20 protein-coding genes are annotated in these 26,074 nt (G+C 34.7%); 16 read left to right on the top strand and 4 right to left on the bottom strand.

What is annotated here, in order from left to right; genetic code table 11:
• The first annotated feature begins 5 nt into the window (after window positions 1-5).
• The 12 genes from BBI01_RS04320 (at window position 6) to polA (ending at window position 15,783) form a co-directional block, all read left to right on the top strand.
• Window positions 6-614, top strand: coding sequence for a hypothetical protein (locus BBI01_RS04320; protein ID WP_065393475.1), 609 nt, complete (start codon window positions 6-8; stop codon window positions 612-614).
• A gap of 78 nt (window positions 615-692) precedes the next feature.
• Complete coding sequence (locus BBI01_RS04315; RefSeq protein ID WP_065393474.1) at window positions 693-1,364, top strand: hypothetical protein; 672 nt, start codon at window positions 693-695, stop codon at window positions 1,362-1,364.
• Between the two features lie 266 nt (window positions 1,365-1,630).
• Complete coding sequence (locus tag BBI01_RS04310; protein ID WP_065393473.1) at window positions 1,631-4,126, top strand: ATP-dependent Clp protease ATP-binding subunit; 2,496 nt, start codon at window positions 1,631-1,633, stop codon at window positions 4,124-4,126.
• Between the two features lie 59 nt (window positions 4,127-4,185).
• Complete coding sequence (locus BBI01_RS04305; protein ID WP_083190012.1) at window positions 4,186-5,052, top strand: lytic transglycosylase domain-containing protein; 867 nt, start codon at window positions 4,186-4,188, stop codon at window positions 5,050-5,052.
• A 355-nt stretch (window positions 5,053-5,407) separates the two neighbouring features.
• Complete coding sequence (tssD, locus tag BBI01_RS04300) at window positions 5,408-5,815, top strand: type VI secretion system tube protein TssD (RefSeq protein WP_065393472.1); 408 nt, start codon at window positions 5,408-5,410, stop codon at window positions 5,813-5,815.
• A 203-nt stretch (window positions 5,816-6,018) separates the two neighbouring features.
• On the top strand, window positions 6,019-8,172 hold the full coding sequence (locus BBI01_RS04295; protein ID WP_065393471.1) for a type VI secretion system Vgr family protein: 2,154 nt from the start codon (window positions 6,019-6,021) through the stop codon (window positions 8,170-8,172).
• 61 nt (window positions 8,173-8,233) lie between these two features.
• Window positions 8,234-9,298: a LysM peptidoglycan-binding domain-containing protein gene (locus BBI01_RS04290; RefSeq protein ID WP_065393470.1), complete on the top strand. Its 1,065-nt coding sequence runs from the start codon at window positions 8,234-8,236 to the stop codon at window positions 9,296-9,298.
• Between the two features lie 31 nt (window positions 9,299-9,329).
• Complete coding sequence (locus BBI01_RS04285) at window positions 9,330-10,304, top strand: hypothetical protein (protein WP_123862080.1); 975 nt, start codon at window positions 9,330-9,332, stop codon at window positions 10,302-10,304.
• A complete protein-coding gene (locus tag BBI01_RS04280) occupies window positions 10,297-11,580 on the top strand; it encodes a hypothetical protein (RefSeq protein WP_065393468.1) in 1,284 nt (427 codons plus the stop codon). Before BBI01_RS04285 ends, BBI01_RS04280 begins: the two co-directional genes overlap by 8 nt.
• Window positions 11,581-11,926: 346 nt before the next feature.
• On the top strand, window positions 11,927-12,340 hold the full coding sequence (gene tssD / locus BBI01_RS04275; protein ID WP_065393467.1) for a type VI secretion system tube protein TssD: 414 nt from the start codon (window positions 11,927-11,929) through the stop codon (window positions 12,338-12,340).
• Window positions 12,341-12,435: 95 nt separating this feature from the next.
• Window positions 12,436-12,867, top strand: a complete 432-nt coding sequence (locus BBI01_RS04270) for a hypothetical protein (protein ID WP_065393466.1) — start codon at window positions 12,436-12,438, stop codon at window positions 12,865-12,867.
• An 81-nt stretch (window positions 12,868-12,948) separates the two neighbouring features.
• On the top strand, window positions 12,949-15,783 hold the full coding sequence (gene polA / locus BBI01_RS04265) for a DNA polymerase I (RefSeq protein WP_065393465.1): 2,835 nt from the start codon (window positions 12,949-12,951) through the stop codon (window positions 15,781-15,783).
• Window positions 15,784-15,862: 79 nt separating this feature from the next.
• Here the strand turns inward: polA and BBI01_RS04260 are convergent, their stop codons facing one another.
• Together BBI01_RS04260 and BBI01_RS04255 are read right to left on the bottom strand one after the other, a co-directional pair.
• Window positions 15,863-16,225 carry a hypothetical protein gene (locus BBI01_RS04260; RefSeq protein ID WP_083190011.1) on the bottom strand — a complete coding sequence of 121 codons (363 nt, stop codon included), beginning with the start codon at window positions 16,223-16,225 and terminating at the stop codon, window positions 15,863-15,865.
• 204 nt (window positions 16,226-16,429) lie between these two features.
• Entirely contained in the window at window positions 16,430-16,828 is a 399-nt protein-coding gene (locus BBI01_RS04255; protein ID WP_065393464.1) for an immunity 22 family protein, read from the bottom strand.
• Between the two features lie 151 nt (window positions 16,829-16,979).
• Here BBI01_RS04255 and BBI01_RS04250 point away from each other — a divergent pair, with 151 nt between their 5' ends.
• The gene (locus BBI01_RS04250; RefSeq protein ID WP_065393463.1) at window positions 16,980-17,627 is read left to right on the top strand and encodes an MgtC/SapB family protein; all 648 of its coding nucleotides are present in this window, start codon (window positions 16,980-16,982) and stop codon (window positions 17,625-17,627) included.
• A 36-nt stretch (window positions 17,628-17,663) separates the two neighbouring features.
• On the opposite strand, the gene BBI01_RS04245 is transcribed toward BBI01_RS04250, so the two are convergent.
• Window positions 17,664-18,149, bottom strand: coding sequence for a copper resistance protein NlpE (locus BBI01_RS04245; protein WP_065393462.1), 486 nt, complete (start codon window positions 18,147-18,149; stop codon window positions 17,664-17,666).
• Between the two features lie 278 nt (window positions 18,150-18,427).
• On the opposite strand from BBI01_RS04245, the gene BBI01_RS04240 reads away from it, so the two are divergent.
• From BBI01_RS04240 to BBI01_RS04230, 3 genes are all read left to right on the top strand, one after another.
• The gene (locus tag BBI01_RS04240; protein ID WP_083190010.1) at window positions 18,428-20,566 is read left to right on the top strand and encodes a S46 family peptidase; all 2,139 of its coding nucleotides are present in this window, start codon (window positions 18,428-18,430) and stop codon (window positions 20,564-20,566) included.
• A 68-nt stretch (window positions 20,567-20,634) separates the two neighbouring features.
• On the top strand, window positions 20,635-21,636 hold the full coding sequence (locus tag BBI01_RS04235) for a polysaccharide deacetylase family protein (protein ID WP_065393461.1): 1,002 nt from the start codon (window positions 20,635-20,637) through the stop codon (window positions 21,634-21,636).
• Entirely contained in the window at window positions 21,633-22,718 is a 1,086-nt protein-coding gene (locus tag BBI01_RS04230) for a GNAT family N-acetyltransferase (protein WP_065393460.1), read from the top strand. The genes BBI01_RS04235 and BBI01_RS04230 overlap by 4 nt, the downstream gene beginning before the upstream one ends.
• Before the next feature lie 46 nt (window positions 22,719-22,764).
• Here the strand turns inward: BBI01_RS04230 and BBI01_RS04225 are convergent, their stop codons facing one another.
• Window positions 22,765-25,632 (bottom strand): M16 family metallopeptidase, encoded by a 2,868-nt coding sequence (locus BBI01_RS04225; RefSeq protein WP_065393459.1) that lies wholly within the window; start codon window positions 25,630-25,632, stop codon window positions 22,765-22,767.
• Window positions 25,633-26,074: the final 442 nt, after the last annotated feature.

Genomic DNA, 26,074 nt, shown 5'->3' with positions numbered 1-26,074 from the left:
TAACCATGAAAAAAACATCCCCGTACTTTATTATATTTTTTCTTTTAATGGAAACAGGTTTATATTCACAAAAACCGGTTCAGAAAGATAGCTATACATTCCTGGTACAAACAGAAGAAGGAGACTTAAATAAAGATAAACGTGATGATAAAGTTGTCTTAACAATAGATCTGAAAGACGAAACCAGACCGTTAACAGTACAGATATTCCTCACACAGCCTGACCATAAACACAAGCTGGTTGTTTCTTCAACAAAGTTAATTGAAAGTGAATATCCTAAAGACAAAAATGGACAACATAACGGAAATACCATTCCGGATTTTATTATTGAAGATGGTAATTTAATAATGCTAACTGATATTAATAGCCGGAAAAGCAGATATGAATTCAGGTATAAACAGAATAATTTTGAACTAATAAAAATCTCAAGGGTAATCTGGGATGGAAAAAATACCACCTCCGAAACGGAAATTGATCTTTTAACAAAAACTAAAGTAGAATTCGATCAGGAGCTGGGTTCAGATAAAATTCTAAATAAAAAAGTGAGAAAAATTAAAATGGATATATTGCCAAAAATTCAGGACTTAAGTTTTTCAGACTTAGAAGAATATTAAAGAAATGAATTAAGTATTTAAATAACTTTTCTATAATTTTCTTATCTTGAAAAGCTTAAAACAATAACCTGAACACTAATGAACACCCTTACCACTCACCTAAAATATTTTTCGAAACTTTCAGGAGTATTTATTTTTAGCCTTTTGAAGATTTATGCAATAGGAATTCTTTCAACGGTTATCACTTTTACGCTTGGAATTTATATCCTGGCAGAGAGCTTGGGAGCTTCATTAGGACATAGTGGAGCATTAGCATTTCTGATTGCTACAGTAATGGCAAAACCCTTGTCAGCCGGACTTTTTTATCTTTTAATGATCGCTGCACCATTTTGTATTGCAATATTTTCCACCAAATATGGAATGTCGAGAATTATCAGCAGATTGGTACAGGACCATTCAAAAACCATATTAATTCCCTTTATTGATAAAGCTGTAGAAAAATTTAAAAATAATCAACCGATAGTTGTAAAGAATAGTGCAGATTATGCTTTAGCAAAAACCCGATTACTCAATGAGTTTAAAAACAATTCAGAAAATAAAATACTGAAACGTATTCTAAGCTATGCCTTAAATAAAGTTAAATTTGATGAATTAAATCTGGGAGATGAAAATACCAATTTTGATGACATTATTAAGACAACACTCATTGAAAAGTTGCACGAATTAGCAGAACCATCTGCAATGTTATTTTACATCTATATCGGGCTTCAATGGATAAGTCTTATTTTAATGTATTTTTTGAATATCTAAAATAAAAAGTTTCTTACAGTAATATTTAGGAGATTTTACTGACTTCTGGAAACTCATATACCAATAAAAAAAGTCCGTTATTACTTCTCTAATTGAAGAATTAACTATCTTTATCACGTTTAGAATAAAATATTTAATTTTAGCAAAATAAAAAACAACTTTCGACTTCTTGAACACCAAAGGAGGGAAAGATACATTTCAATCAGTTGATCTGAAATAAAAAGTAAAAACAGAACGCAAATATATTAATATAAGAAAAATTATAAATGGGAGTACTAGTAACCAACGAAACAGTAAAACAGCTATTTCATATTGCTCAGTCGATAGCAAGGGAAAACTATAACGGAACATATGGCGGACCACATATTTTACAGGCATTAATGCATAAAGATATCGGTCTTAATGAATTTTTAAAAAATATAGATAAAGATCCCGGTTATTTTTACGAATGGGCAGATGTTCGTATTGAAGAATATCCAAAAACAAGTCATCTTCCCGATGAGGTAGGACAGGATGAAGCTGTAGATACTCTTATAGAAGAAGCAGACGATATCCGTTTAAAATTAGGATTGGATGAGATCACTCCCATCTGTATCCTTACAGCTATTGTAAAACCTCAGGTTGTATTTTCACTTCAACAATTGAAATCTCTTCCATTAAGAGAACACGATATTTTTAACTTATACAGAAAAGACACTCCTTTCACCGTATCAGAAAACGGAGACTTTGCCTCTTTATTTTCCAATGGATCAGAATTTTCAGATTCATCACTTCCTTCTATTAAGAGCTATTGTGTAGACAGAACGGCACAGGCAAGAAACGGAAACCTTGAAAATATTATTGGTAGAGACAAAGAACTGAGAATGCTAGTTGAAATCCTTTGTCGTAGAAGCAAACCGAATGTAATTATCATCGGAGAACCCGGAGTTGGAAAAACCGCTTTAGTAGAGGGATTTGCCATTGAAATTACAAAAGGAAACGTTCCTGATATGCTTAAAAACGGTACACTTTTAGAACTGGATACCGGAGCTTTACTGGCAGGAACCTCTTACAAAGGAGAAATTGAAGACCGTCTGAAAAAAGTAATCAATGAATGTAAGAAAATTGAAAAAGCAATTCTTTTCATTGATGAAATCCACACTCTTTTAGACCCAAAAGGAAGTATAGGAAATGTTGCCAACCTTTTAAAACCGGAGTTGGCAAGAGGAGAAATTACAGTAATTGGTGCAACTACACAGGAAGAATACAGAAAAATCATTGAACCGGAACAGGCTTTCAATCGTCGTTTTGAGGTTTTAACTGTAAATGAACCGGATGAAAAGACCTGTGTAAAAATGATTGACGTTCTTTTAGAAGGTTACAAAAAACACCACGGTATTGAAGTGGAAAAAACAGCTCTTCCAGAGTGCGTTCGTTTAGCGAAAAGATATGCAAAAGGTAAAAAATTACCAGATGCAGCAATCGATTTGTTAGATAGAACAATGGCAGCAATCAAAATGCTTGACGAACTTTCCGAAAAAGAACTGGAAAGCTGGAAAACAAGCTACGATGAAATCTTAAAAGAAGAATATCTTGATAATAAAGACAAAGCAGATGAACTGATCTGGACGTACAATTTATTGAGAGACAAAATAAGCCCTATTTTATGGGGTTCACTAAGTGAGCAGCCTGCAATTGATAATTCAATGCCGGTAGAACAGATTCAACAGATCATTGAAGATACTTATGCTGAACTTTTACAGCATGCTGCTAAAAAAAGAGAAAAAGTAGACCGTCTGGAGCTGGCTGCAGTAATGGCTGCCAAAACAAATATTCCGATCGGGAAAATTCAGGCTCAGGAAAAAGAAAAACTCCTGAATATGGAATCTCTTCTATTGAACAGAGTAGTAGGACAGGATCATGCATTGAAGATCCTTTCCGATGCTATTGTTGAAAACCGAAGCGGATTGAACAAGCCAGGACAGCCAATTGGATCATTCTTCCTTTTAGGACCTACCGGAACCGGAAAAACAGAGCTTGCGAAATCAATGGCAGAATTACTCTTCAATGATGAGAAAGCAATGGTTCGTTTCGATATGTCAGAATTTAAAGAAGAACATTCAGCTGCATTATTATATGGTGCGCCTCCGGGATATGTAGGATATGAAGAAGGAGGTATGTTGGTGAATAAGATCAGACAACAGCCTTATACCGTTGTTTTATTTGACGAAATTGAAAAAGCTCACCATTCCGTTTTTGATGTATTCCTTCAGATTATGGACGAAGGTAAAGTACATGATAAACTTGGAAAAGAAGGAGACTTCAGTAATGCTTTGATTCTGTTTACATCCAATATCGGAAGTGAGGAAATCGTAAAGCAGTTTGAAGAAGGAAAAATACCGGAATCATCTTCATTGATGCAGATTATGTCAAATTCAGGAAGATTCAGACCGGAATTCCTGGCAAGAATTACAGAAATCATTCCTTTTGCTCCAATTACGGAATCTATTGCAGAAAGAATCTTTAACATCCAGTTAAAATCACTTCATACTTCATTAACAAGATTAGGGATTGCCTTAAAAATCACGGATGATGCAGTAAGAAATCTTGCATTGGGAGGATTCAGTAGTAAATATGGAGCCAGACAGATCTCCGGTGTGATACGTGCACAGCTTGCGAGACCCATTTCCAAAATGATTGTAAGAGAAGAAGTAAAATCCGGGCAGACCATTCATGTTGATTGGAATAAAGAAGAAGAAAAATTAAGCTGGAAAGTAGATTAATTGAGAAATAAAATAGCAGAAAGGCAGATTTGTCTTTCTGCTTTATAAATACATTTAAGATGAAAACGATAATCAGGAATATCTTTACAGGTGTCATGTTGTTAGGAACTGTTGTTTTTGTAAACGGACAGTTTCTTGCTGCTTCCGATACTTCAGAAAGTAGTGTGAAAAAATATCAGGGGATCATTAATTCAAATAAAGATCTTGTTGAATTTATTGAGCAGTTACTCTTACAGAAAGGACTTCCGAAACATTTAAGAAACCTGGCTCTGATTGAATCTCACTTTAACAGAAATATTACTTCAAGTGCCGGAGCAGTAGGAATCTGGCAGCTGATGACTGCTCATGCCAATCAGTATGGACTTACAGAACAAAACCGTACTGATATTTATAAAAGTACAAAAACAGCAGTTATTTCACTGGCAAATCTTTATAAAAAGTATAATAACTGGGTAACTGTAGTAGCGGCTTACAACTGTGGAGAAGGAAATATCGCAAAAGCAATGCAGGCAGCGGGTTCTTCACACTATCACGAATTTTCTAAGTATCTTCCGGGAGAAACAATTAATCACGTAAAAAAATACCTGAACGCGTGCTATGCAACAGGAGAACTTGAAAGTGTATTGAGTAATTATAACTCTTCAAGACTTAATAAAGTTTTCTTTGAAGATGGAAATAGAAAAGTAATGAATGCTTCTCTTTCAGAAACTGAAATTAATGCAGGATTCAGCCTTAAAGTGATTGCCGATGAACTGAATGTAGAAGTAGATAAAATTCTTGCCTGGAATCCTGGAATTGTACAGGAATTACAGCAAAAAGGAGAAAGTACATTCTATCTTCCTACCGATTTAATGCCTGATTTCCTTTTAAGAAAAACTAAAATTCTTTCAAGATCGATAAAAGAAGGGAGTGGAGTTCAGCAATAAGTTGAATTTTTTACTAAAAAAATAATTAAAGTCGTCCATATTGACGGCTTTTTTTTGTGTCTTTTGGCGATTTGTTAAAGCATGCTAAATTATCATAACAAGATCTTAATATTTCTCAAATGTGTGGGAAAAGTGTCTTCTTTTCAGTGTTTTACAAATCTTCAAAAGTATTTATTTTAGGCTGTTTAAGTAGAGTTATTATATCTAATGTCGTAGAATTACTACAAAAAGTCGTAGAACTACTACAATTTTTCATATTTATAGTTAAATGTTTTTTTTAGAAAAAAAGAGCCTATATATTTGCTACACAATCACCGAATCACAAAATATTATTAACGATTAAAATTTACAAATCATGGCGGAGAGAAATTCGAGAGGAATTTTAAAATTCAATAACGGAGAAGGGCAAAAACTATTAAAACTTAACTATAGTGTATCAAGATCTACAGACGTTTCTGGACGTGTAGCATCAGATCCTTCCAATGCGTTAATTAAAATCACAGTAGAAGCTACAGAAAAATCAGATATCCTTGAAAGCTTACTAAACGGTAAATATAAGCCGACAGTAGGTGAAATCGTATTCAATAAATCTCACGAAGAAGGAACATTGATCACTTTAAAGTGGAACAACGGATATGTAATCCAACACGAAGTAGATTTCGATGCAGTAGATACAAACAGTATGCTAATCAGCTTCGTAGTAAGTGCTGAAACCATTGATTATGGTATTTCTCAGTACGCTGGACTGTGGCCAGGTAATTAAGCCTATTCATCATCTTAGTAAAAATAAAATTGGTACAGAACAGTGCACTCGTAAGAGTATGCTGTTCTGTTTTTCCATTATAAGAAGTGCTGAATTTCAGGGTGTTTTCCCCATGAAAAAGTTGATATCTCAACCTATTTTTTGATTCTGTATATGCTGCACAATCAGCATTGTATTTAATATTTAATTTAAAACATAGTGCTATGTTTCAGGATGATAAAACCATTAAAATAGACAATCAGAAGAGTGATATGAAGGCAGTTAAAGAAAATACTGTTAAAAATGCTGAGGGAAAATTAAATAAAGCGACAAAAGCTGGACAACAGGCTGTAAGTTCGGTACAGGGAGCCAATATGTTTATGAACCAAACTCAGGTTCCTAACAATCCATCCATAGTTGGAGATAAAGTGTGGGCAAAACAGCCAACCTCAAAAATACATAATGCCGAAGCCATTCCGGAAAGTTTTATTGCGGGGATTAACCGTGTTGTAAAACTGGATGTGGTAATTGAAGGGCAGATTATTAAGCATTTTAAACATTTTAAGCTGACTCAAAGCGCTGCAAAACATCATGAATTCAGTCTTACCTTAGCTCATGACACTCTAGGAAATGCTGAAAATCATAATCTGGAAGAAGCTCAGAACTTTCTTGGGAAACGTATTACTGTTGTTTTTAAATATAAAGATATTGTACAAGGAGCAGAGCGTAATTTCGTTGGAGTAGTTACAGAAGTAGGATTTAGCCAGGAGAAAGGCAGCCTGGGAAATATTGTGCTTAAAGGGTACAGCCCAACGGTACTTTTGGATGCTGCTCCGCATATTCAAAGTTTTGGTGGAAGCCAGCCTGTAAGTTTAAACAGTATTGCAGACCATGTCATCAGAGAAGGATTAGGACAAAACAAATTCGATTTCAGAGTTGATGCACAGCACGGAAACGTATCTTACAGTTCACAATACGAAGAAACGCATTACAATTATCTGGCAAGAGTTGCTGAAGCCTACGGAGAACAGTTTTATTATGATGGTGAAGTTTTGCATTTCGGGAAGCTTCCACCTCAGGAAAAGCCTGTAAAACTTACCTATGGAAGTAGCGTGAGTGATATTGCTATCAAAATGAAAGCTCAGCATGTAAGTCCTAGTTTTTACGGCTATAATAGTAGTAAAAATGAAAAACTTATTGCCGGTAGTTCAAAAATTAACCATACTTCGGATATTGCAAGACGAGCTTACGAAATATCTGAGAAAACCTTTACAACTCCTTCTCTTAGAGTAGCTCCAATAAAAGCATCATCTTTCATGGATATTGATGCTTCTCAAAAAGGAACAGCAGGTAGTAAAGCATCGGAGGTATTTATCACTTCTGGAACTACCACGGTACCTTTCCTTTATCCGGGATGTACTGCTGATATTGAAATGCGTAAATCTGCAAGTAATGAAACGTCTTATTTTACCAAGCTGATGATTATAGAAGTTACTCATGAAGTAGATGCCAGAGGATATTATGACGGAAGATTTGAAGCTATAGCAGCAGATACTGGATTTATCCCTCGTCCTGAATTTGAAACTCCGAGAGCAGAAGCACAGTTTGCAAAAGTAATATCCAATACAGATCCTCAAAATCAGGGAAGAGTTCAGGTACAATTCGACTGGCAAAACGGTCCGGATATTACAGAATTCATCCGTGTTATGTCTCCTGATGCAGGAAGTAGTGATAAAGTCAGTAAGAACAGAGGATTTATGTCTGTTCCGGAAGTGGGAGATCAGGTAATCATCAATTTTGTTCATCAGCATCCTGACCGTCCGTTTGTGATGGGAGGCATGTTCCATGGTGGCGTTGGCGGCGGCGGTGGAACCGGTAATAATATCATGAGTTTTAGTGGGAGAAGCGGTGCCGAGCTAAAGTATGACAATGGCGCCGGATCTATGAATCTTAAAGATCAGGGAGGTGCTCATATGTTCTTTGACGGTTCTGGAAATGTAGTTCATAATGCTAATAATAATAGTAATAAGACGGTAGGGAATGACAAGACGGATAAAATTGGAAACAATAAGAAGCTTGAAGTAGGTTGTGATCATATTGCAGATGTTGGTAATATGCATAAGGTTGAAGTAGGAGATGCCCAAAGCATATTTAAAATGAATAATGCCGGAGTTATTGATTTAATTGGAACTGATAAAATTACCCTTAAAGTGGGAAGCAGCAGCATTGAAATTACAAAAAATGCCATAACAGTGAAAGCTGACACAGTAAATATCGAAGGAGTTAGTCTTACCAATGTTGGAAAAGCAGCGGGAAATCCAGGAATGGTGGTAGATGGTAACGTTACTATTAAAGGTGCTCAGGTAGATATCAACTAAACTCCGGTCAGAACGGAAACTGGAATTTTTAACTATAAATAAAATCATAGAAATCCATTGTATGGAATACAGTAAGTATCAGATAAAAAGAGGAGATACATTAAAGTCAATTGCAGAGAAATATCATATGACAGGGAAGGAACTGCTTGCCTTTCATAATTCACATTCACCGGTGACTCAGCAGTTCTTTGGAGATTATTTGCCCATTCATATTGATACAGTCATAATCCCACTCCAAAAAGATAAAGAAGAGAAAAAGGATATTGATTATACAACTTTCGAACAAAAAAACAGATATAGAGCAGAACAGCTGAATATTACCAGAATAGAAGATGATATAAAAAGCTACTCACAGCTTAAGAAAGAATATGAGGTGAAGTTTAATTTAACAAATCACCTGGTGCAGGTAAAACTCTGTGATTTTTTTTATGAATTTAATCCTCCTGCGTTATCCCGAGTTTTCGACTTTATATCCGAAGTAGATTATATTCGAAATGACTGCTTGATAGAAATTAACAAACATGGACGATTCAATAAGATTGCTGATAAAAATAAAATAAGAAAAAACTGGGAAGAGTTTAAAAAAAATAAGCTTGATGAAATTGAATTTATCAAAGTTGTAAAGCAAGCTAAACCACAGGAATATATGAAACTTATTCAGGAAGGTGATTTACAGTTTTCAAACCAGTATAATGATGAAAAAGATTACAACAGGGAGCTTTTTTATCTTACCTTGTTAGACAAATACCTTTATAATAAGGATGAAAATATAGAGTCTGAAGAGTATACTTATCAATCCCAGCTTTTTCCAGATGTGGTTGTCCCTATGACAGTGAGATATGACGTTCTGAAAAAAGATGAAGACCTGATTACCATCAGAAAGGTTTGGGAAACGATTGAATCGGAAGAGCTGCTGGAGAAAGTAACCAAAGGCTACGAAAAATATCATCAACCTCTTATAAAATATAAATTTTCTGAATATAAACTTGATATGAGAAATCTGTTTACTTATAATCTGAAAACAAAAACATTGGAGAAAGCAGAGCTGTCAATCATCGAAAATATTGAGAATAATATAAAATCTGAATGTATATTTAACCTAAAAAGATTGAATAATGGCGGTTAATAAATTCATATTTCGTGCATACCCTAATTTTTTGAAAAGAATTATCATTCTGATAGTATCTCTGCTGGTATGTGTGATTCTTTCCTATTTCATTCCGGGATGGGGTTACCTGAATACTCATTTAGCCGCACTGGAAAGTTACTTTGGAAGATATATTCCTATGGGGATATTATTACTGTTTTATTTTTCGCTTTTTCTCATTTTGTATATAGCATTATTCAATAGGTTTTCCAGAAACTTTTATATCAGTGCAACAAATAATAACGAGTATATTTTATCTGATCATAATCAAAATGAAACATTGATTAGAAAAGAGGATATTCAATTCATAAGCGAGAAAACATTCAGAATAAAAAATATAAAAGGAACCTTGAGAAAGCATCCTAAAGGAATATCCGTTGATGCTTTTAGACAGTATTTAAATGAAATAAAAAATCAGCAGGCTGTTGGAAGTTCTTTCTCAGGAACAATACTTCCAATGAGTGTTGTGTACTTATCATTGGCTGTTGTGTTTGTTCTTTATATTGCTTATTCAATCATTCTTTTTAAATTGCTACAGCCTCATATAGATGCTCTACAGATGCTTTTTAGAGCGAAGAGTCCTTTATTGATGATCATGATATCCATACCTTTTATGGCTGTATTTTTTTTGGTTATGTATTACATGTTCCAACAGACAGTATTAAGAAAACAGCTGATAAAAATAGATTGGTCTCCAAATCAGATAACAGCCTCTGTAGGAAGTAAAAAATATGATTTTAAGAAAAGCGAAGTTAAAACATCTGTCTTTTTTATCAACAGGCTTACTCATTTATCAAAATGGCTCATCATAGAACAGAAGCAAGGAATACGCTATATAGTTTTAAATAAAGATGATAATAATCCTGATTATCAGGAATTCATAAATTCATATATCAGATATTTTGACATTGATATTGAAAATACCATAACTACAATAGGTTCATCAGGCAGTATATTAATGAAAAAAAAATACACTCATGAGTAAATACCTTCCTCAAGAAACATTTATTGTTTGCTCTCATCAGGTAAACCCTTCACCGGGCAATATTTTAGCAGATCCGAATGTATGGAATCTGTCTGTACTATATAAATCTGAAAAGAAACCGCTCTTAACTCAGGCAGATATGCTCCTTAAAGAAGACTTTGAGTGTAAATCCAACTGGGGTAAGGCTGTAGGATGGGGATTCTTTTGGGGAGGACTGATTACCGGGCTTGCTATTGGTGCTGCGATAGCATTTTCTGTTTTAACCTTTGGAGTTGGCGCAGTCATCATTGGCGTGGTAGCTACGGCTGTCATTGGGACAGGACTTACATTTGCACTGAAATCTAATGCCACAAAATGTAATCCAAATCTTGTAGATTGGAAAAATCCACACCCTTCTGTAGCGTTCGAAGGGAAAAAGGCAGTTAATTTATCTTCATTTATGACATGTTCTGTAGGTCCGGGGATCTTAACACCATTTATAGATGAAGCAGAAGCAAACTCAGCTGCAAAAAATGTTGCTTTCCGAAATATGGGGGAACTGGGACTTACGGCAGTTATTTCAGGGCTTTTTGGTTTTGGAGTAGGTTATGCCGCAGGATCTACAGGTGGTCTTGGAGCTGGATTATTAGCTGGAGGGAAAGAGGTTGCAGTAGGAGTAATTGGGGCGTATTTGGTTTATCAACCCATTTCTACTTGGGAAGCCCAGGGAATGCAGGCAATGTACAGTGGTGATGGCAACACAACTTATGATAAGATGTTGGAATCACGCAAAAGTATGGAAAGTTCCTTTACAGTCGACACTCCTGATGATCCATATGTCGGAACATCACAAACGGGTGCTGCCGGAGAACTACTGACTCTTTCTTATGATAAATACAGACAAAATCAAAATGAAAAGTATATCAAAGAGATTATGAACCTGAAAGGTACCCGTGCAGAAAGAGAAGCCAGAATAGCAGAAATAGTTACGGAAATGAAGAAAACCCGATCAGGAGCTCAGGCTGTAGAAGCCATGAAAAGAAAAGGTAGCGGCAAAATTCTTCCAAGAGAAAAAACAAGTAATAAAGGTAACCGGGTAATTAATGAACATCGAGCTGAAACCAATAAGGCAATGAAGAATCAGGCTGCTGAAGGTTTTGGAGGCGTAATGAATGTAGTAGGATTAGTACTTCCTTTACTGGTTTCTCCTCTTAACGAATGGACTTTTAGTGTACTGGCAGATTCATATGCAAATCAGTCAGGAGGTGGAGTCACAATCAATGCATCACAGAATTGATAATAAGGTATCAGGAGAAAGTAAAAGAGCTATTAAGAAAATTTCATTCCCTTTTTTTTAATTAATTTTTGAATCAAAATAATCGTTATTTATGATATTTTATATCTCTTTAATGGGATATAAGTTATAAATTTTTACTAGATATTGAAAATGGTTAAAATATTTATTAATAAGCAATTGCGATACTCTTTAAATCTATTGTCGTAGAATTACGACACAAAATCGTAGAACTACTACAATTTTTCAGATTTCCATTCAAAAGCTTTTTTTTCATCATAATGGGCTCTATCTTTGTCATATAAATATTGAAAAACAAAATATTATTAACGATTAAAATTTACAAATCATGGCAGAAAGAAATTCGAGAGGAATCTTAAAATTCAACAACGGAGAAGGTCAGAAATTATTAAAAATGAACTACAGCGTAGCAAGATCTACAGATGTATCTGGACGTGTAGCATCAGACCCTTCTAACGCATTAATCAAGGTAACAGTAGAAGCTACTGAAAAATCTGACATCCTTGAGAGCTTACTAAACGGAAAATATAAGCCGACAGTAGGAGAAATTGTTTTCAACAAATCTCACGAAGAAGGAACATTGATTACTTTAAAGTGGAACAACGGATATGTAATCCAACACGAAGTAGACTTCGATGCTGTGGATACTAACAGTATGCTAATCAGCTTTGTAGTAAGTGCTGAAACAATTGAGTACGGTAATTCTGCTTATGAAGGGCTTTGGCCTTCAGACGGTAAATAAGCTGAAACACTTAATAAAAAAATTAAAACAGAGCAGTATACTCATAGAGTATGCTGTTTTGCTTTTATTAATAATATAATTAAAATTAAATAACCATGATTAAACAGGCTATACTAATTCTCACATGTATACTCTCTTTTATTTCCTTAAAAGCACAAAATAGCTCTACTTTATACAAAGGAACCATTAACGGAAAAATGCCGGTAACATTGTTCCTGCAATCTGTAGAAAACGGATGCGGAGGAGATCCTTTCTATAATGCAATGTATCGCTACGAAAAAGTAAGCAATTGGCTTGAACTAAGCGTTACAGAAGGAGTAAAACAACAGTTTGCAATGGTAGAAAATGGTTTTACAGGTTTAATGATCCTGAAAAAAGACGGAGAAACCATGAACGGAGTCTGGATAAGCCCAGACAACAAAAAACAACTTCCTGTACAATTAAAGAAAGTATCTGTCAGCAAAAAAGAAATGGAAACCTACGAGGAAAAAATGGAAAAAGTAAATTATGAAAATCACGATTGCTAATCTGTATTTCACTCTTATAACCTCATACCAAAACTAGCAACTTATCTTCCTATTTTCTTATATTTGTTCATTATAGATAATATGGACGCAACACAAGATAAAAGGCTGTTTCTCATCGATGCTTATGCGATGATTTTCAGAGGATATTACGCATTGATCAGGAATCCGAGATTAACCAGTAAAGGATTGGATACTTCTGCCATTTTTGGCTTTACCAACTCTTTGATCGAATTAATCAGAAGAGAAAAACCTACTCATCTGGCTGTAGTTTTTGATGTAGGGAGGGCAAGTGTAAGAACCGATGATTTTGCAGATTATAAAGCCAATAGAAGTGAAACTCCCGAGGCTATAAAAATTGCTGTTCCATACATTCATAAGATTTTGGAAGGAATGCATATTCCGATTCTTGGAGTAGAAGGCTATGAAGCAGATGACGTAATAGGTACCATTGCCTGCAAAGCAGAAAAAGAAGGGTATACCACATTCATGGTTACACCCGATAAAGACTTTGCACAGTTGGTTACAGATAAAATTAAAATCTATAAACCAGGCTTAAAGGGTGGTGATATAGAAATTCTTGGAGTAGAGGAGGTAAAAGCAAAATATGAAATCGAAGATCCTAAGCAGGTGATCGATTATCTTGCCATGATGGGAGATGCAGTAGATAACATTCCTGGATTAGAGGGAGTAGGAGAGAAGACTGCAATGAAATTCCTGAAAGAATTTGGAAGCATTGAAAACCTACTGGCAAATACAGATAAGCTGAAAGGAAAACTGAAAGAAAAAGTAGAAGCTTCTGCAGAACGCGGAATCATGTCTAAGAAGCTGGCTACCATTATCTGTGATGCACCTATAGAATTCCATCAGGAACAATACGATCTTGAAACTCCGGATTTCGAAAAAGTAAAAGAAGTCTTCGAAGAAATAGAATTCAGAAGGCTGTATGAAAACCTTTACAGAGCATTTGCACCTGCAGCAACGGAAACTATAGTGGTAAGTGAAGTTGAAGTAAAACAGACTCCGACAAATACTGAGGTAAAAGGACAGGCAATGCAGCTTGATCTTTTTGCCAATTTTGAAGAGCTGGATCAGGCAACTTCTACAAAGTCATCTATTGAACATAATGATCATCTTTATCAGTTTATCGACAATCCTAAAGCACAGAAAAAACTGGTTGAAAACCTGCTGAAACAAAAAGCCGTTTGTTTTGATACGGAAACTACTTCCCTAAACGAGCTGGAAGCAGAATTGGTAGGAATGAGTTTTTCTTATAAAAAAGGGCTTGCCTATTATATTCCATTATCTGAAGATAGAAATGAAGTTTTACAGACGCTGGAAATCTTCAAACCGTTTTTTGAAAAGCAAGATTTGTTGAAAATTGCTCACAATCTTAAATACGATTACAAAGTATTAAAACAGTACGACATTACCGTAAAAGGCGCAATGTTCGATACAATGATTGCTCATTATCTGCTAAATCCGGACGGAAGACATGGGATGGACTATCTTTCAGAAGTATACCTTAACTATAAACCTGTTTCCATTGAAACCATTATTGGAAAAAAAGGCAAAAAACAAGGGAATTTCAGAGATGCAGATCTTAGAACCCAGACAGATTACGCTGCAGAAGATGCCGACGTAACATTCCAATTATATGAGCTTTTTGCTCCTCAATTAAAAAAAGAAAATCTGGAAGAGCTTTTCTACAACATAGAAATGCCGCTGATGGAAGTATTGGCGAAAATGGAACTTACCGGTATTTCTCTTGATGAAAAATGGCTGGCTCAGGAAAGTATTGATTTAGAGAACGATCTAAAGCAACTTGAAGTTAAAATCTTTGAACTTTCAGAAGAAGAATTCAACATGAATTCACCAAAACAATTGGGGGAAATCCTTTTTGAAAAAATGCAGCTTGATCCGAAAGCGAAAAAGACAAAAACAGGGCAATACGCTACTTCAGAGGATGTTCTTCAAAAATTAGCTTCAAAGCACGAGATCATCAAACATATTCTGGAATACAGGACGTACCAGAAATTAAAATCAACTTATGTAGATGCATTACCATCGCAGATTGAAAAATTAGATAATCGTGTTCATACAAATTTCTCTCAAACAACGGCTGCTACAGGTCGTTTGGCAAGTGTGAATCCGAACCTTCAGAATATTCCGATCCGAACAGTAAGAGGACAGCAAATTCGTGGAGCCTTTGTTTCAGGGGAAGGAAAGAAGATTATTTCAGCCGATTATTCTCAGATTGAACTTCGTCTTATCGCTGAGATTTCTGGAGAAGATAATATGATTAAAGCCTTCCAGAATGGAGAAGATATTCACGCTTCCACAGCTGCAAAACTGTTTAAAATTCCTTTGGAAGAAGTTTCTAAAACTCAAAGAAGCCAAGCGAAAACAGTAAACTTCGGAATCATTTACGGACAAGGAGCTTTTGCATTAGCTGAACAAACCGGATTATCCCGTACAGAAGCGAAACAAATGATCGAAGCTTACTTTGAAACCTATCCGAAATTGAAGGAATACATGGCTGAGCAGGTAAATAAAGCACGCCAGACAGGGTATGTAGAAACTATTTTAGGAAGAAAACGACACTTAAAAGATATTAACTCCAATAACTTTGTGGTAAGAGGTCATGCGGAAAGAAATGCAGTAAACGCTCCTGTACAGGGAAGTGCAGCTGATATCGTGAAAATTGCTATGATCAAAATAGACAGAGAACTGGAAGAACAGAATCTTAAAACAAAAATGCTGCTTCAGGTTCATGATGAATTGGTATTTGAAGCTCCGACAGATGAAATTGAAGCCGCTTCAAAACTGATTAAAACAGAAATGGAGAATGCTTTGAAAACACAGGTTCCATTATTAGTGGAAATAGGTGTAGGAGACAATTGGTTGGAAGCACATTAATAAATTCCTCCAAATATATCTTTGAACAAAAAAACTTCCGCTCGTAGGGGCGGAAGTTTTTGTTTTTATAAATGGAATATCATTTTCTAAAAGAGATGAACTTATCTTTTATTTCTTTAAAATGTAAAAGTAAAATACATCCAAATCCCAGAATTATAACAGGAAAAAAAGATTGGGAGAATGTATAGTACATTTCAGACTGAAAATCATAAGTACTCCAGGATGATTCTCTGTCTACAAAAACCGAGTAGTTCCAGAATATCCAAATGCTGATCAATAATAGAAACTCAAAAATATATTTTATAAAATACTTTTGAACAGAGTTGAATAAAATAAATACAGCAGACAGAAAAATCCCCGTAAGAAAAGACATGAAAACAGCATCATCCAGAAAACCACAGCTCATACAGCTGCTTGACATCTGATCGGCTAACCTTCCCATTGACCAATAAATCTGTAGTATTGTAAGCAAAAAAATAATGACAGTACTAATAGAAAACTTTTTTAAAAAAGGTAAAAAGCGACTTTTCTTGATGGGTTCAGCAGTTTTCAAAATATTTTTTAAAATTGGTGAGTGTTTATTTTCTTATCGTTTTATAGATAAAAATAATGGATACCCGTTTTGAGATATCCATTATTTCTGATATTATACATCAAATTCAATCTCGCCAAGATAATACAGTTTATTTTCCTCACCATCCACAGAAACAGGATTAGGAATTACAAATCTGCTGGCAAAAATGATTGCATTTACAGGCGTATCCAGACTAAGTTCATTAAGCTTGTTCTCTAGAATAGGAAGCCATTGATCTGCATAAGAATATTCCGCGAATTTGTCATAAAGACCTAGTCGCTCATCTTCAAATCCATATTCTATAAAATCATCATCAAACCACTTGATATTCTGAGATTCTGCGAACTTTGAAACATATTGATCCTCAGATTCTTCCTCCAGATAATAATCTTCATTCTCTTCCACAAAAGCATAAAATTCTTCTTCATTATTAAAATATCCCAACCAGAAGTGTGAAATTTCCTTGTCCATAATCTATTTTTTGTTGTCTTATTTTTTAAAATGTAATATTACAAAAGTTTTCTGTGAAATCAACTTTTGATGTCCAATGAAAGTCGGAAGATCAAAAATAGTTCCGTAAATTTTTTTATCGTAATTTTATTCTAAGGTTAAAATTTTAAAAATGGAATTTCTTCAGGACCATTATACGGTCAAAAACGAACTTTTACTTATCTTTATTTCTGTAATATTAGGTTTGTTAATCGGTGCTGAACGTGAGTATCGTAACAAATCTGCAGGATTGAGAACCTTTATTCTGGTTTGCTTTGGAGCTTGTCTGTTTACTATTCTTTCCATTAAAATTGGAGTAGCTAACCCTGATCGTCTTGCAGCCAATATTATTACAGGAATTGGTTTTTTAGGAGCAGGAGTCATATTTAAAGGAGAAAATAAGATTGAAGGAATCACAACTGCTACCACTATTTGGGCTACTGCTTCCATAGGAATGGCGGTGGGTTCAGGATATGTATATTTTTCACTGTTGGGAACAGCACTGGTGCTTATCATTCTGAGTGCTTTGACGTATCTTCAATCTTTTATAGACAATTATAATAAAGTAAGAGAGTATAAAATAGCCTTGTCGGAGCCGGAAGATTTGCAATATTGTGAAAAGTTTTTCAAAGAACATCATTTGAAATATATGATGCTCAAGCAGCAATATACTCACGGTAATTTATCCGTTACATGGAGGTTGGTAGGAAAAAGCAGTAATCATGAAGCGGTTATCGAACATATGATGAAAGATCGTAAAATTGTATCCTATCAATTTTAGAATAAAGCAAAAAAATAAAGGCAAAAGCCTTTATTTTTATTTTTTCTTGAAAACATAAAGATCCTTGTTTGGACCATCAATTTCTTTTCCGTCCATATCCAATTGGATTAATATATTTTCACCTACTTTATATTTATAGTTTGCTGTTTTTCCTTTTAAGGTAATAATACTTCCTGTAGAATCCCAACTAAAAGTACCTTTGTCATCGTTCTTTGAGTTTCTGTCCAGATATTCTTCAGTAATGTTAAATGTTTTATCATCATTCAGCGTCAATGAAGTTTTGATACCAGGACAATCTGCACAAGGAACTACCGCTTCATAGGTACCATTCCAATCTAATGCGTTTTCAGAAGTGTCACCAGCAGCTGATGGAGTAGCCTTAGCAATACTGTCAGAAGGAGTAGACGGCATAGCTGTTGCAGAATCTGTAGTTGAACCTGAAGTTTCAGTAGCTTCTTTTTTAGAACATGAAGCAAGGAACAAAGCTGCTCCTATTCCAAGAATGAATATTTTATTTTTCATCGTAAAAATTAATTAAAAATGTTTTATTAAACTGACTTTTTATGAACAAAAATCGAGCCATTGAAGAATAATGTTTTCTGTGTTTAATATACAATTATCAATGCCTGATCTACTTTGTTTGACAATTTTTATAGGTACAATGGTTCACGTTTCATTGGGAGGGTAAATCCACAATTAATTTTAATATGCTGTTGTAAAAACCATCATTATCAACTTTTACAGCCTTTTTATGGGGATTATTCTTATTTTTCTTCGTAAATTCGGGCAAAATTTTGATTATGACAAAAAAGATACTTTTATCCGTATTTCTTTTGCCGGCTGCAATGGCATTTGCACAACAATATGGAGGAATGTGGATTCCTACAGAACTGAATGAAAAGGAAATGAAGGACCTGGGAATGAAAATTTCTGCAAAAGATATTTTCAACCCTCAGAAACCAAGCATAAAGGATGCTGTGGTGCAGTTTAACGGCGGATGTACTGCGGAAATTATTTCTCCTAAAGGATTGCTTTTGACCAATCACCACTGTGGATATGGTCAGATTCAGGCACATTCTACGGTTCAGAATGATCTTCTTTCAAACGGATTCTGGGCTAAAAACATGAATGGTGAACTTCCTAATCCGGGAGTAAAAGTAGACTTTATTGTCGATATTAAAGAAGTTACTTACCAGATTTTGGAAGGTACGGATAAGCTTACTGAGCCTGAGTACACTAAAAAAATCAATAACAATATTGAAATTTATAAGAATTCTCAAAAAATAGAATCTTATCAATCTATTATGGTTAAGCCAATGTACTATGGAAATAAGTACTATGCTTACACTATAGAGACTTATAAAGATATCCGTCTTGTAGGTGCACCACCTCAAAGCATTGGGAAATTCGGAAGTGATACCGATAACTGGGTTTGGCCTAGACATACAGGAGACTTCTCAATGTTCAGAATCTATGCAGACAAAAACAATAAACCTGCAGAATTCTCTAAAGACAACGTTCCTTACGTTCCAAAACACTATTTACCGGTTTCAATAAAAGATAAAAACGAAAACGATTTTACTTTTGTATTCGGATTCCCGGGAAGAACTACAGAATATCTTCCGGCAGTAGCAGTAGAGAAAATCATGAAAGATATCGACCCTGCAAGAATTGCTGTTCGTGATGTAGCTTTAAAAACATTAGACGAAAAAATGCGTGTAGATAACGAAACACGTATTAAATATGCTTCGAAATATGCTTCAGTAGCTAATTACTGGAAAAAATGGATCGGTGAAGTAGAAGGTTTGAAAAAATCTAATGCTGTAGAGAAAAAGGTAATGTATGAAGGTTCTTTAGTTGCTAAAAATCCAGAGATTAAGACAACTTTAGATCAATTGAACAAACTTTATAACGATCAGGCTCCTTACGCTCTGAATAATGCCTATTATACAGAAGTAGTAAGAAATGCTGAGACATTGAAGCTTGCAGGAGATTATAATGATTTCATCACTTCTGTAGAAGCAGGTAGAATGGATGAAAAAGAACTTGCTAAGTTCAAAACAAAAGTAACATCTTTCTACAAGGATTACAGCGCAGAACTGGATGCTAAAGTAACAGCGAAATTATTGGCATTATATGTGAATAAAACGGCTCCACAGTTTTTACCGGCAGGTTTTAACAAATATAAAGACGAAAATGCAAACATTCCTGTATTGGAAGATATGTCTAAAAACTCTATCATTACAGGAAGAACAGCTGTAAATGGCGGGACGTTAACTACGGATATTGATAAAGCATTTTCTAATCAGGACAAGTTAATCAAGACTTTAAAGAAAGATCCTATCTATCAGTTGTATATTTCAATGAGAGAAGCTTATACAAAGACAGCTGATCCTCAATATACTGCTCTTCAGGCAAAAATTGATGCTTTACAGAAGAAATTCATGGCACAGCAGATGGAGACAGATAAAGACAGAAAATTCTTCCCGGATGCGAATTCAACACTTCGTGTAACGTATGGTAAAATTAAAGGATCTGCTCCAAGAGATGCTGTATCTTACGGTTACCAGACTCACCTTGCCGGAGTAATGGAAAAATATGTTCCCGGAGATTACGAATTTGATGTTCCAAAGAAGCTGATTGAGCTTTACAACAAGAAAGATTTCGGAATCTATAAAGATAAAACAGGTGATGTTCCTGTAGGATTTACTGCTACCAACCATACAACAGGAGGAAACTCAGGAAGCCCTGCTCTTGATGCTAACGGGAATTTAGTAGGTCTTAACTTCGACAGACAGTGGGAGGGAACAATGAGTGACATCAACTATGATCCACGTTTCAGCAGAAACATCATGGTGGACACTAAATATATCCTTTTCGTCGTTGAGAAATTTGCAGATGCAAAATGGCTTGTTGATGAAATGAAGATCGTTAAATAATTTTAAAAAGTTATACCTTTAAAGAATCTATTTGAATTTATTTCGAATAGATTCTTTTTATTTTTAGGATGAAGGATAAAATCATTAATCTGTTTACTGCTCTTGAATCTGATAATATCGGGAAGTCATTTCCGTTGGATTACTGTTTGCCGGTTTATCACTGTGTTTCCGATGAAGATCTCCCTCATATCAAGCATATTATTAAGTATAAAAATACAAGACAGTTTGAAAAAGATCTGGATTATATTTCAAAACAGTTCAGGTTTGTTGATTGGAATGAATTTAAAAATTTTACCTCAGGAAATGTAAAGACCGGAAAAAAAATTGCTTTACTTACATTTGACGATGGTTTCAGAGAGTTTTATGATCTTGTGGCTCCTGTTTTGGAACGCAAAGGAATTTATGCATGTAATTTTATCAATCCTGCTTTTATAGATAATAAAGAACTGATGTTCAGATGTAAATCTAGTCTTATTATTGATAAGATTAGTGAAGTGAAAGTTGTTGATACTGAAGTGTATAATGTTTTATCCCTTGAAAAAAATACAACTTTAGAAATGCTGCAAAGGCATCTTCTAACAATTAATTATCAGAAAAAAGATGTTCTCGATAATCTTGCAGAAAGACTTGAAGTAGATTTTCAATCCTATTTAAAAGAATATAAACCTTATCTGAGTACTGGTGAGTTGAAAAAACTTACAGAAAAGGGCTTTGGAATATCTTCCCACAGTTGGGATCATCCAAAATATGGAGATCTATCTCTTGAGCAGCAAATGAATACAACGAATAAAACATTTGCTTACTTAAAGGAAAATGGTTTCCTGTATGAAAGTTTTGCGTTTCCCTTCACCGATTTTGGGGTAAAAAAAGATTTCTTTGATGAACTTTTTAAGAATGAAGAGATGTATTGCAGTTTTGGTGCAGCAGGAGTAAAGCTGGATAGTGTAAAGAAAAATTTTCAGAGAATTCCAATGGAAATGGGAGAGAGTGCAGAAATGATTTTGAAAAAGGAAACAGCCTATTTCAGACTTAAAAGACTGATGAATAAAAATACCATTGTAAGAAAATGATGCAGCTGAAAACATTCAACAAAAAAGAATTAAAAGACTTTGTAATTTCCGGTGATTATCTGCAGTATGATTTTCTTCCTATCACGGAGCATCGTGCCAAGTCTCACATCCATAATCCAAAAGCAACGGATGAGCAGACCCTTCTTATTCTTGCTTTTTACGAAGGTAAACTTGCCGGATATATGGGATGTCTTCCTGATTATTTCTCAGTTGAGGATAAGAAGATAAGTTTCGCGTGGCTAAGTACACTGTATGTAAGTGAAGAATTCAGAGGAAAAAAGATTGCAAAAGCACTTTTGATGAAAGCTTTGGAAGCATACGAAAATCGTGTGATAATGGCTGAGTTTACCAAAGAAGCTGAGGTTTTCTTTAATCATATGGGAAATGTTGAGAATATTTTCCCAAAAAGTGGAAAACGATACTATTTTAAAGTAGATGCTACAGAGATGATTATTGGAAAAATGCCCTGGACAAAAATATTCAGCCCTTTATTGCAGATGGCAGACGGTATTACCAACTCTTTGATTAGTTTTAAAAACAGTAAAATTAAAAAACCGGATTTTCGTTTTGAAACTTTGGACCATGCTAATGTAGAGATTTTAGACTTTGTGAATACATTTTCGGGTAAAAGGAGTATTTCTGAGATTAATTATTTCGTAGAAAATCCTTGGGTGATAGAAGGAAGGAAAAAAGATGATAATTACTTCTTTTCAAGTTATGCTCAAGTTTTTAAATATATCTGGGTTAAAATATATGATCCTAAAGGTAATCTGGAAACCTGTTCGTTGATGCTTTTAAGGGACGGGCATCTTAAAATTCCTTATATTTTTTCAAAGACAGACAGAAATCTGACCCAATTGATTCATTTTCTGAGCTATTTTATCATTAAAAACAAAGTGAAAATGATGACTAGTTATAATGTTGCTCTGAATAATAAGATCGTGAAATTTAATAGGTTTCCAAAAATTTACGAAAGAGATTTTAAACGTGATTATCTTTTCCGTCATGAATTATTACAAGAACTTCCCAAAGATTTCAACCCTGAACTTCAGGATGGAGACGGAGATTGCTTAATGACATAAGAACAAAATATAAATAAAAAGCCACTCAACTGAGTGGCTTTTGCTTTTAATGTCCGAAAATATCTTTCAGACTTACTTCTGTAAAAGTTCCCATTTTACTTACAGCTTCCATATCCAGATTTTCTTTTTTACCTATAATGGCAGTATTGAAATCTATAGATTGAATGTCTGTTTGGTAAAACTGTTTGATATCTTTAAATTGTAATTTCTGAATCTGCTCATAAATATCTTTTCTGAAATCATGTTCAATATTCAGTTTTTTTAATCTTAATGTATTAAAGAATATATTATTTCTGGTAACTCTGGTTGATGCAATCTGTTTTAACGCTGCATTTTTTGCATTTTCAAACTGAATAGGAACTTCAGGAAGCTCATTCATCAGCTCGTTCATAGTATCCACTGCAACCATCAATTTGTCTGGTTGTGTTCCGATATAAGTAACTACATAATCAGGATGATTTATTTCCGCATTGGCAGAATAAGAAACATAAGCAGAATATGCTAAACTTTTACTTTCACGGATTTCCTGAAAAACAATAGACGACAAACCTCTTCCGAAATATTCGTTAAAAACATTGATCTTTCCGAAGTTTGACGGATTAACAAGATTTCCTCTTCCAGCTTTACTCATTTCCATCTGAACCATATCATAGCTGATAAAATAAACGTTGCCTCCGGTTGCAGGCTCAGGATATTTCTTGGGTTCAGGAATTTGAAGGCTTTCATTTTCAATATATTGTCCAATATAACTTTTGAATTTTTCAAAATCTTTTCCGTAAAAGAAAACCTGATAAGGATATTTGAAAAGCTGTTTCATTCGGTCTGTGAATGCTTCCGCTTTACTGCTTTCAAGTTCTTCTTTAGAAATAACGTCTGTGAAACGAGAAGTGTTTCCAAGCTTTGCATAATTGACTAAAGCTGTCATGATACGACCTTTATCTTTCTTCATTGCCTGACGGTTCTCTAAAATAGTTCCTACAAACTGATTATAAATTTCCTGATCTGGCAGTACATGAGTCATCCAGTGCTGTAAAAGTGAAATTCCTTTTTCAATATTCTCTTCCAGTCCGCTAAGGGAAATCAGTAGTTGATTATTTGTCGTTTTAAAATCATTACTCACCCCGATTTTAAAGAATTCCTTCTTTAAATCCTCAGGAGAAAAATCTTCGGTTCCTAAATATTGTAAAAACTGGGTTGAAATACCTAAATCTCTGTCATGATCACTTCCAAAAGGAAAAATAAAATGAACCTGAGCAATATCGTTGTATTTATTTTTTACAAAGCTTAATTTTTTACCTTTAATATGATCTGTTGCAATCTCTTTTTTATAATCAATGAATTCAGGCTTGATATCTTCCGTTTTTTCAGATAAAATTTCCTGTAAAAACTCTGATTGTGCCTCACGATTGATTTTTATAGGAGTAATCCCAGGATTTTCAACTCTCACCAGCTTATCATTCACCCCTTTTTCTTTATTGACAACCACATAATTGTCTTTGAAAAAAGTATTGGCAAAGCTGATTACATCTTCCTTGGTGAAATTTGCGTATTCGTTCATTTCATTCAATTCCTGTTCCCAGCTTCTTCCTTTTATATAGATATCATATAAATTGGTGGCAAGCCCTTCTGCTGTTTCCAGCCCTTTCATTCTTTGGAGTTTGAAATCATTGATAATCGCAGGAAGCATCCAGTCAGGGAAATCTCCTTTCTTGATAAGCTCAATTTCTTCCAAAACCATTTTTGTAGCATCCTCCAGAGTTTGAGTTTCCTTTGGAACAGCTACAATTGAAAAATATCCATATTGCTTCAAGCCTACAGAGAAAGCCTGTGCCCATAGCATTTTTTGAGTTTGATTAATGTGAAGATCCAATAGTCCTGCTTCACCTCTGTTGCTAAGGATGTTTACAACGATATCTGCAAGCATGGCTTCACGTGTACCATAGCTGTCTGTTCTCCACGCCAGTTGAACCCGTGGAGTAGTGGGGCTTTTTACCGTTCTCTCAACAATTTCGGTTATCGGTTGTTCAATAATAGGTGTTTTTTCCGGAAGCTCTCTATATGGAATAGCTCCAAAATATTGGTCAACCAGTTGAATCGTTGCCTCAAAATCGAGATCACCTACCAGTACCATCGCATAATTATTAGGAACATAATATTCATCAAAATACTTATGAATAGCTTTCATGGACGGGTTTTTCAGATGTTCCGGCTTCCCAAGAGTTGTTTGTTGCCCATTGGGATGAGTAGGGAAGAGAGCTGACATCAGCTCATAGTTTACAAGTCTTGTGTCATTATCCTGTGCTCTGTTGAATTCCTCATATACAGATTCCAATTCTGTATGGAAAAGGCGCAGAACAATTTCAGAGAATCTTTCCTTCTCGATCTTTAGCCATTTTTCCAGTTCATTATTAGGAATATTGTTTTTGTAAACTGTTTCATCAAACCAGGTGTGGGCATTCGTTCCACTGGCTCCTAACGAAGAAATAGCTTTGTCATACTCATTGGAAATAGCATATTGACTGGCTTTCTGAGATACTTCATCGATCTTTTTATAGATTTCTTTTTTCTTCTCAGAATCCTGTTCAGTTTTATGTTCTTCGTATAAATCAGAGATCTGGTCAAGAAGTTCTTTCTCTTTTTCCCAGTTTTGAGTTCCTAATTTAGACGTTCCTTTGAACATCATGTGCTCCAGATAGTGAGCAAGCCCGGTATTGTCAGAAGGGTCATTATTACTTCCGGTTCTTACAGGAATAAATGTTTGAATTCTCGGAGCATCGAAGTTTTGAGCAAGGAAAACCTTTAAGCCATTCTTTAATGTGTAGATTCTTATGTTATTTTCATCGTGATTTACCGTAGTATATTCGTAGTGATTTATATCTGTGTGATTCGTTTCTTTATATTTTATGTCTGTCATATAATAAGCTCATTTCATTCTTGTAGATTCAGAATGTGATGCAAATGTAAGCAATCGAAAAAATATGCTTTATGCTTTCGTTACTATTACATCTATTATTATAGTTGAATGGATAAATCGAGGAGAAAAATAAATAATAATTGGCAGTCGTTACTTTCAATCAGGCATCCATTACCGTATTAGTTATCCTGTAGTGATCCTAACAATACTTTCACTTTCGCCTCTCTATATATATAATAAAGTCAACCATTCATTTTATGAAGGATTCAAGCTATTGTACATGTCTCCAAGTTTCCGGCTCCCTATTTCCATTCCTATATATAATATTCCTAAAACATCTATACTTCTCTGCGCAATCCATGCCTATGTATTTAAATAAAATATGCCCAACCACAATCCATTCACTAGAACCGGCTTTAGCCCGTTTACTAAATAAATCTCA

Origin of the sequence: Chryseobacterium artocarpi (assembly GCF_001684975.1) — a bacterium.
Classification (GTDB): Bacteria; Bacteroidota; Bacteroidia; order Flavobacteriales; family Weeksellaceae; genus Chryseobacterium; species Chryseobacterium artocarpi.
This window is presented reverse-complemented; position numbering and strand designations above follow the sequence as displayed.

What these genes read in the sequence shown, in the direction of transcription:
- BBI01_RS04320 (WP_065393475.1), top strand. Translation starts at nt 6, where the DNA reads ATGAAAAAAACATCCCCGTACTTTATTATATTTTTTCTTTTAATGGAA.
- BBI01_RS04315 (WP_065393474.1), top strand. Translation starts at nt 693, where the DNA reads ATGAACACCCTTACCACTCACCTAAAATATTTTTCGAAACTTTCAGGA.
- BBI01_RS04310 (WP_065393473.1), top strand. Translation starts at nt 1,631, where the DNA reads ATGGGAGTACTAGTAACCAACGAAACAGTAAAACAGCTATTTCATATT.
- BBI01_RS04305 (WP_083190012.1), top strand. Translation starts at nt 4,186, where the DNA reads ATGAAAACGATAATCAGGAATATCTTTACAGGTGTCATGTTGTTAGGA.
- tssD (WP_065393472.1), top strand. Translation starts at nt 5,408, where the DNA reads ATGGCGGAGAGAAATTCGAGAGGAATTTTAAAATTCAATAACGGAGAA.
- BBI01_RS04295 (WP_065393471.1), top strand. Translation starts at nt 6,019, where the DNA reads ATGTTTCAGGATGATAAAACCATTAAAATAGACAATCAGAAGAGTGAT.
- BBI01_RS04290 (WP_065393470.1), top strand. Translation starts at nt 8,234, where the DNA reads ATGGAATACAGTAAGTATCAGATAAAAAGAGGAGATACATTAAAGTCA.
- BBI01_RS04280 (WP_065393468.1), top strand. Translation starts at nt 10,297, where the DNA reads ATGAGTAAATACCTTCCTCAAGAAACATTTATTGTTTGCTCTCATCAG.
- tssD (WP_065393467.1), top strand. Translation starts at nt 11,927, where the DNA reads ATGGCAGAAAGAAATTCGAGAGGAATCTTAAAATTCAACAACGGAGAA.
- BBI01_RS04270 (WP_065393466.1), top strand. Translation starts at nt 12,436, where the DNA reads ATGATTAAACAGGCTATACTAATTCTCACATGTATACTCTCTTTTATT.
- polA (WP_065393465.1), top strand. Translation starts at nt 12,949, where the DNA reads ATGGACGCAACACAAGATAAAAGGCTGTTTCTCATCGATGCTTATGCG.
- BBI01_RS04260 (WP_083190011.1), bottom strand. Translation starts at nt 16,225, where the DNA reads ATGGGAAGGTTAGCCGATCAGATGTCAAGCAGCTGTATGAGCTGTGGT.
- BBI01_RS04255 (WP_065393464.1), bottom strand. Translation starts at nt 16,828, where the DNA reads ATGGACAAGGAAATTTCACACTTCTGGTTGGGATATTTTAATAATGAA.
- BBI01_RS04250 (WP_065393463.1), top strand. Translation starts at nt 16,980, where the DNA reads ATGGAATTTCTTCAGGACCATTATACGGTCAAAAACGAACTTTTACTT.
- BBI01_RS04245 (WP_065393462.1), bottom strand. Translation starts at nt 18,149, where the DNA reads ATGAAAAATAAAATATTCATTCTTGGAATAGGAGCAGCTTTGTTCCTT.
- BBI01_RS04240 (WP_083190010.1), top strand. Translation starts at nt 18,428, where the DNA reads ATGACAAAAAAGATACTTTTATCCGTATTTCTTTTGCCGGCTGCAATG.
- BBI01_RS04235 (WP_065393461.1), top strand. Translation starts at nt 20,635, where the DNA reads ATGAAGGATAAAATCATTAATCTGTTTACTGCTCTTGAATCTGATAAT.
- BBI01_RS04230 (WP_065393460.1), top strand. Translation starts at nt 21,633, where the DNA reads ATGATGCAGCTGAAAACATTCAACAAAAAAGAATTAAAAGACTTTGTA.
- BBI01_RS04225 (WP_065393459.1), bottom strand. Translation starts at nt 25,632, where the DNA reads ATGACAGACATAAAATATAAAGAAACGAATCACACAGATATAAATCAC.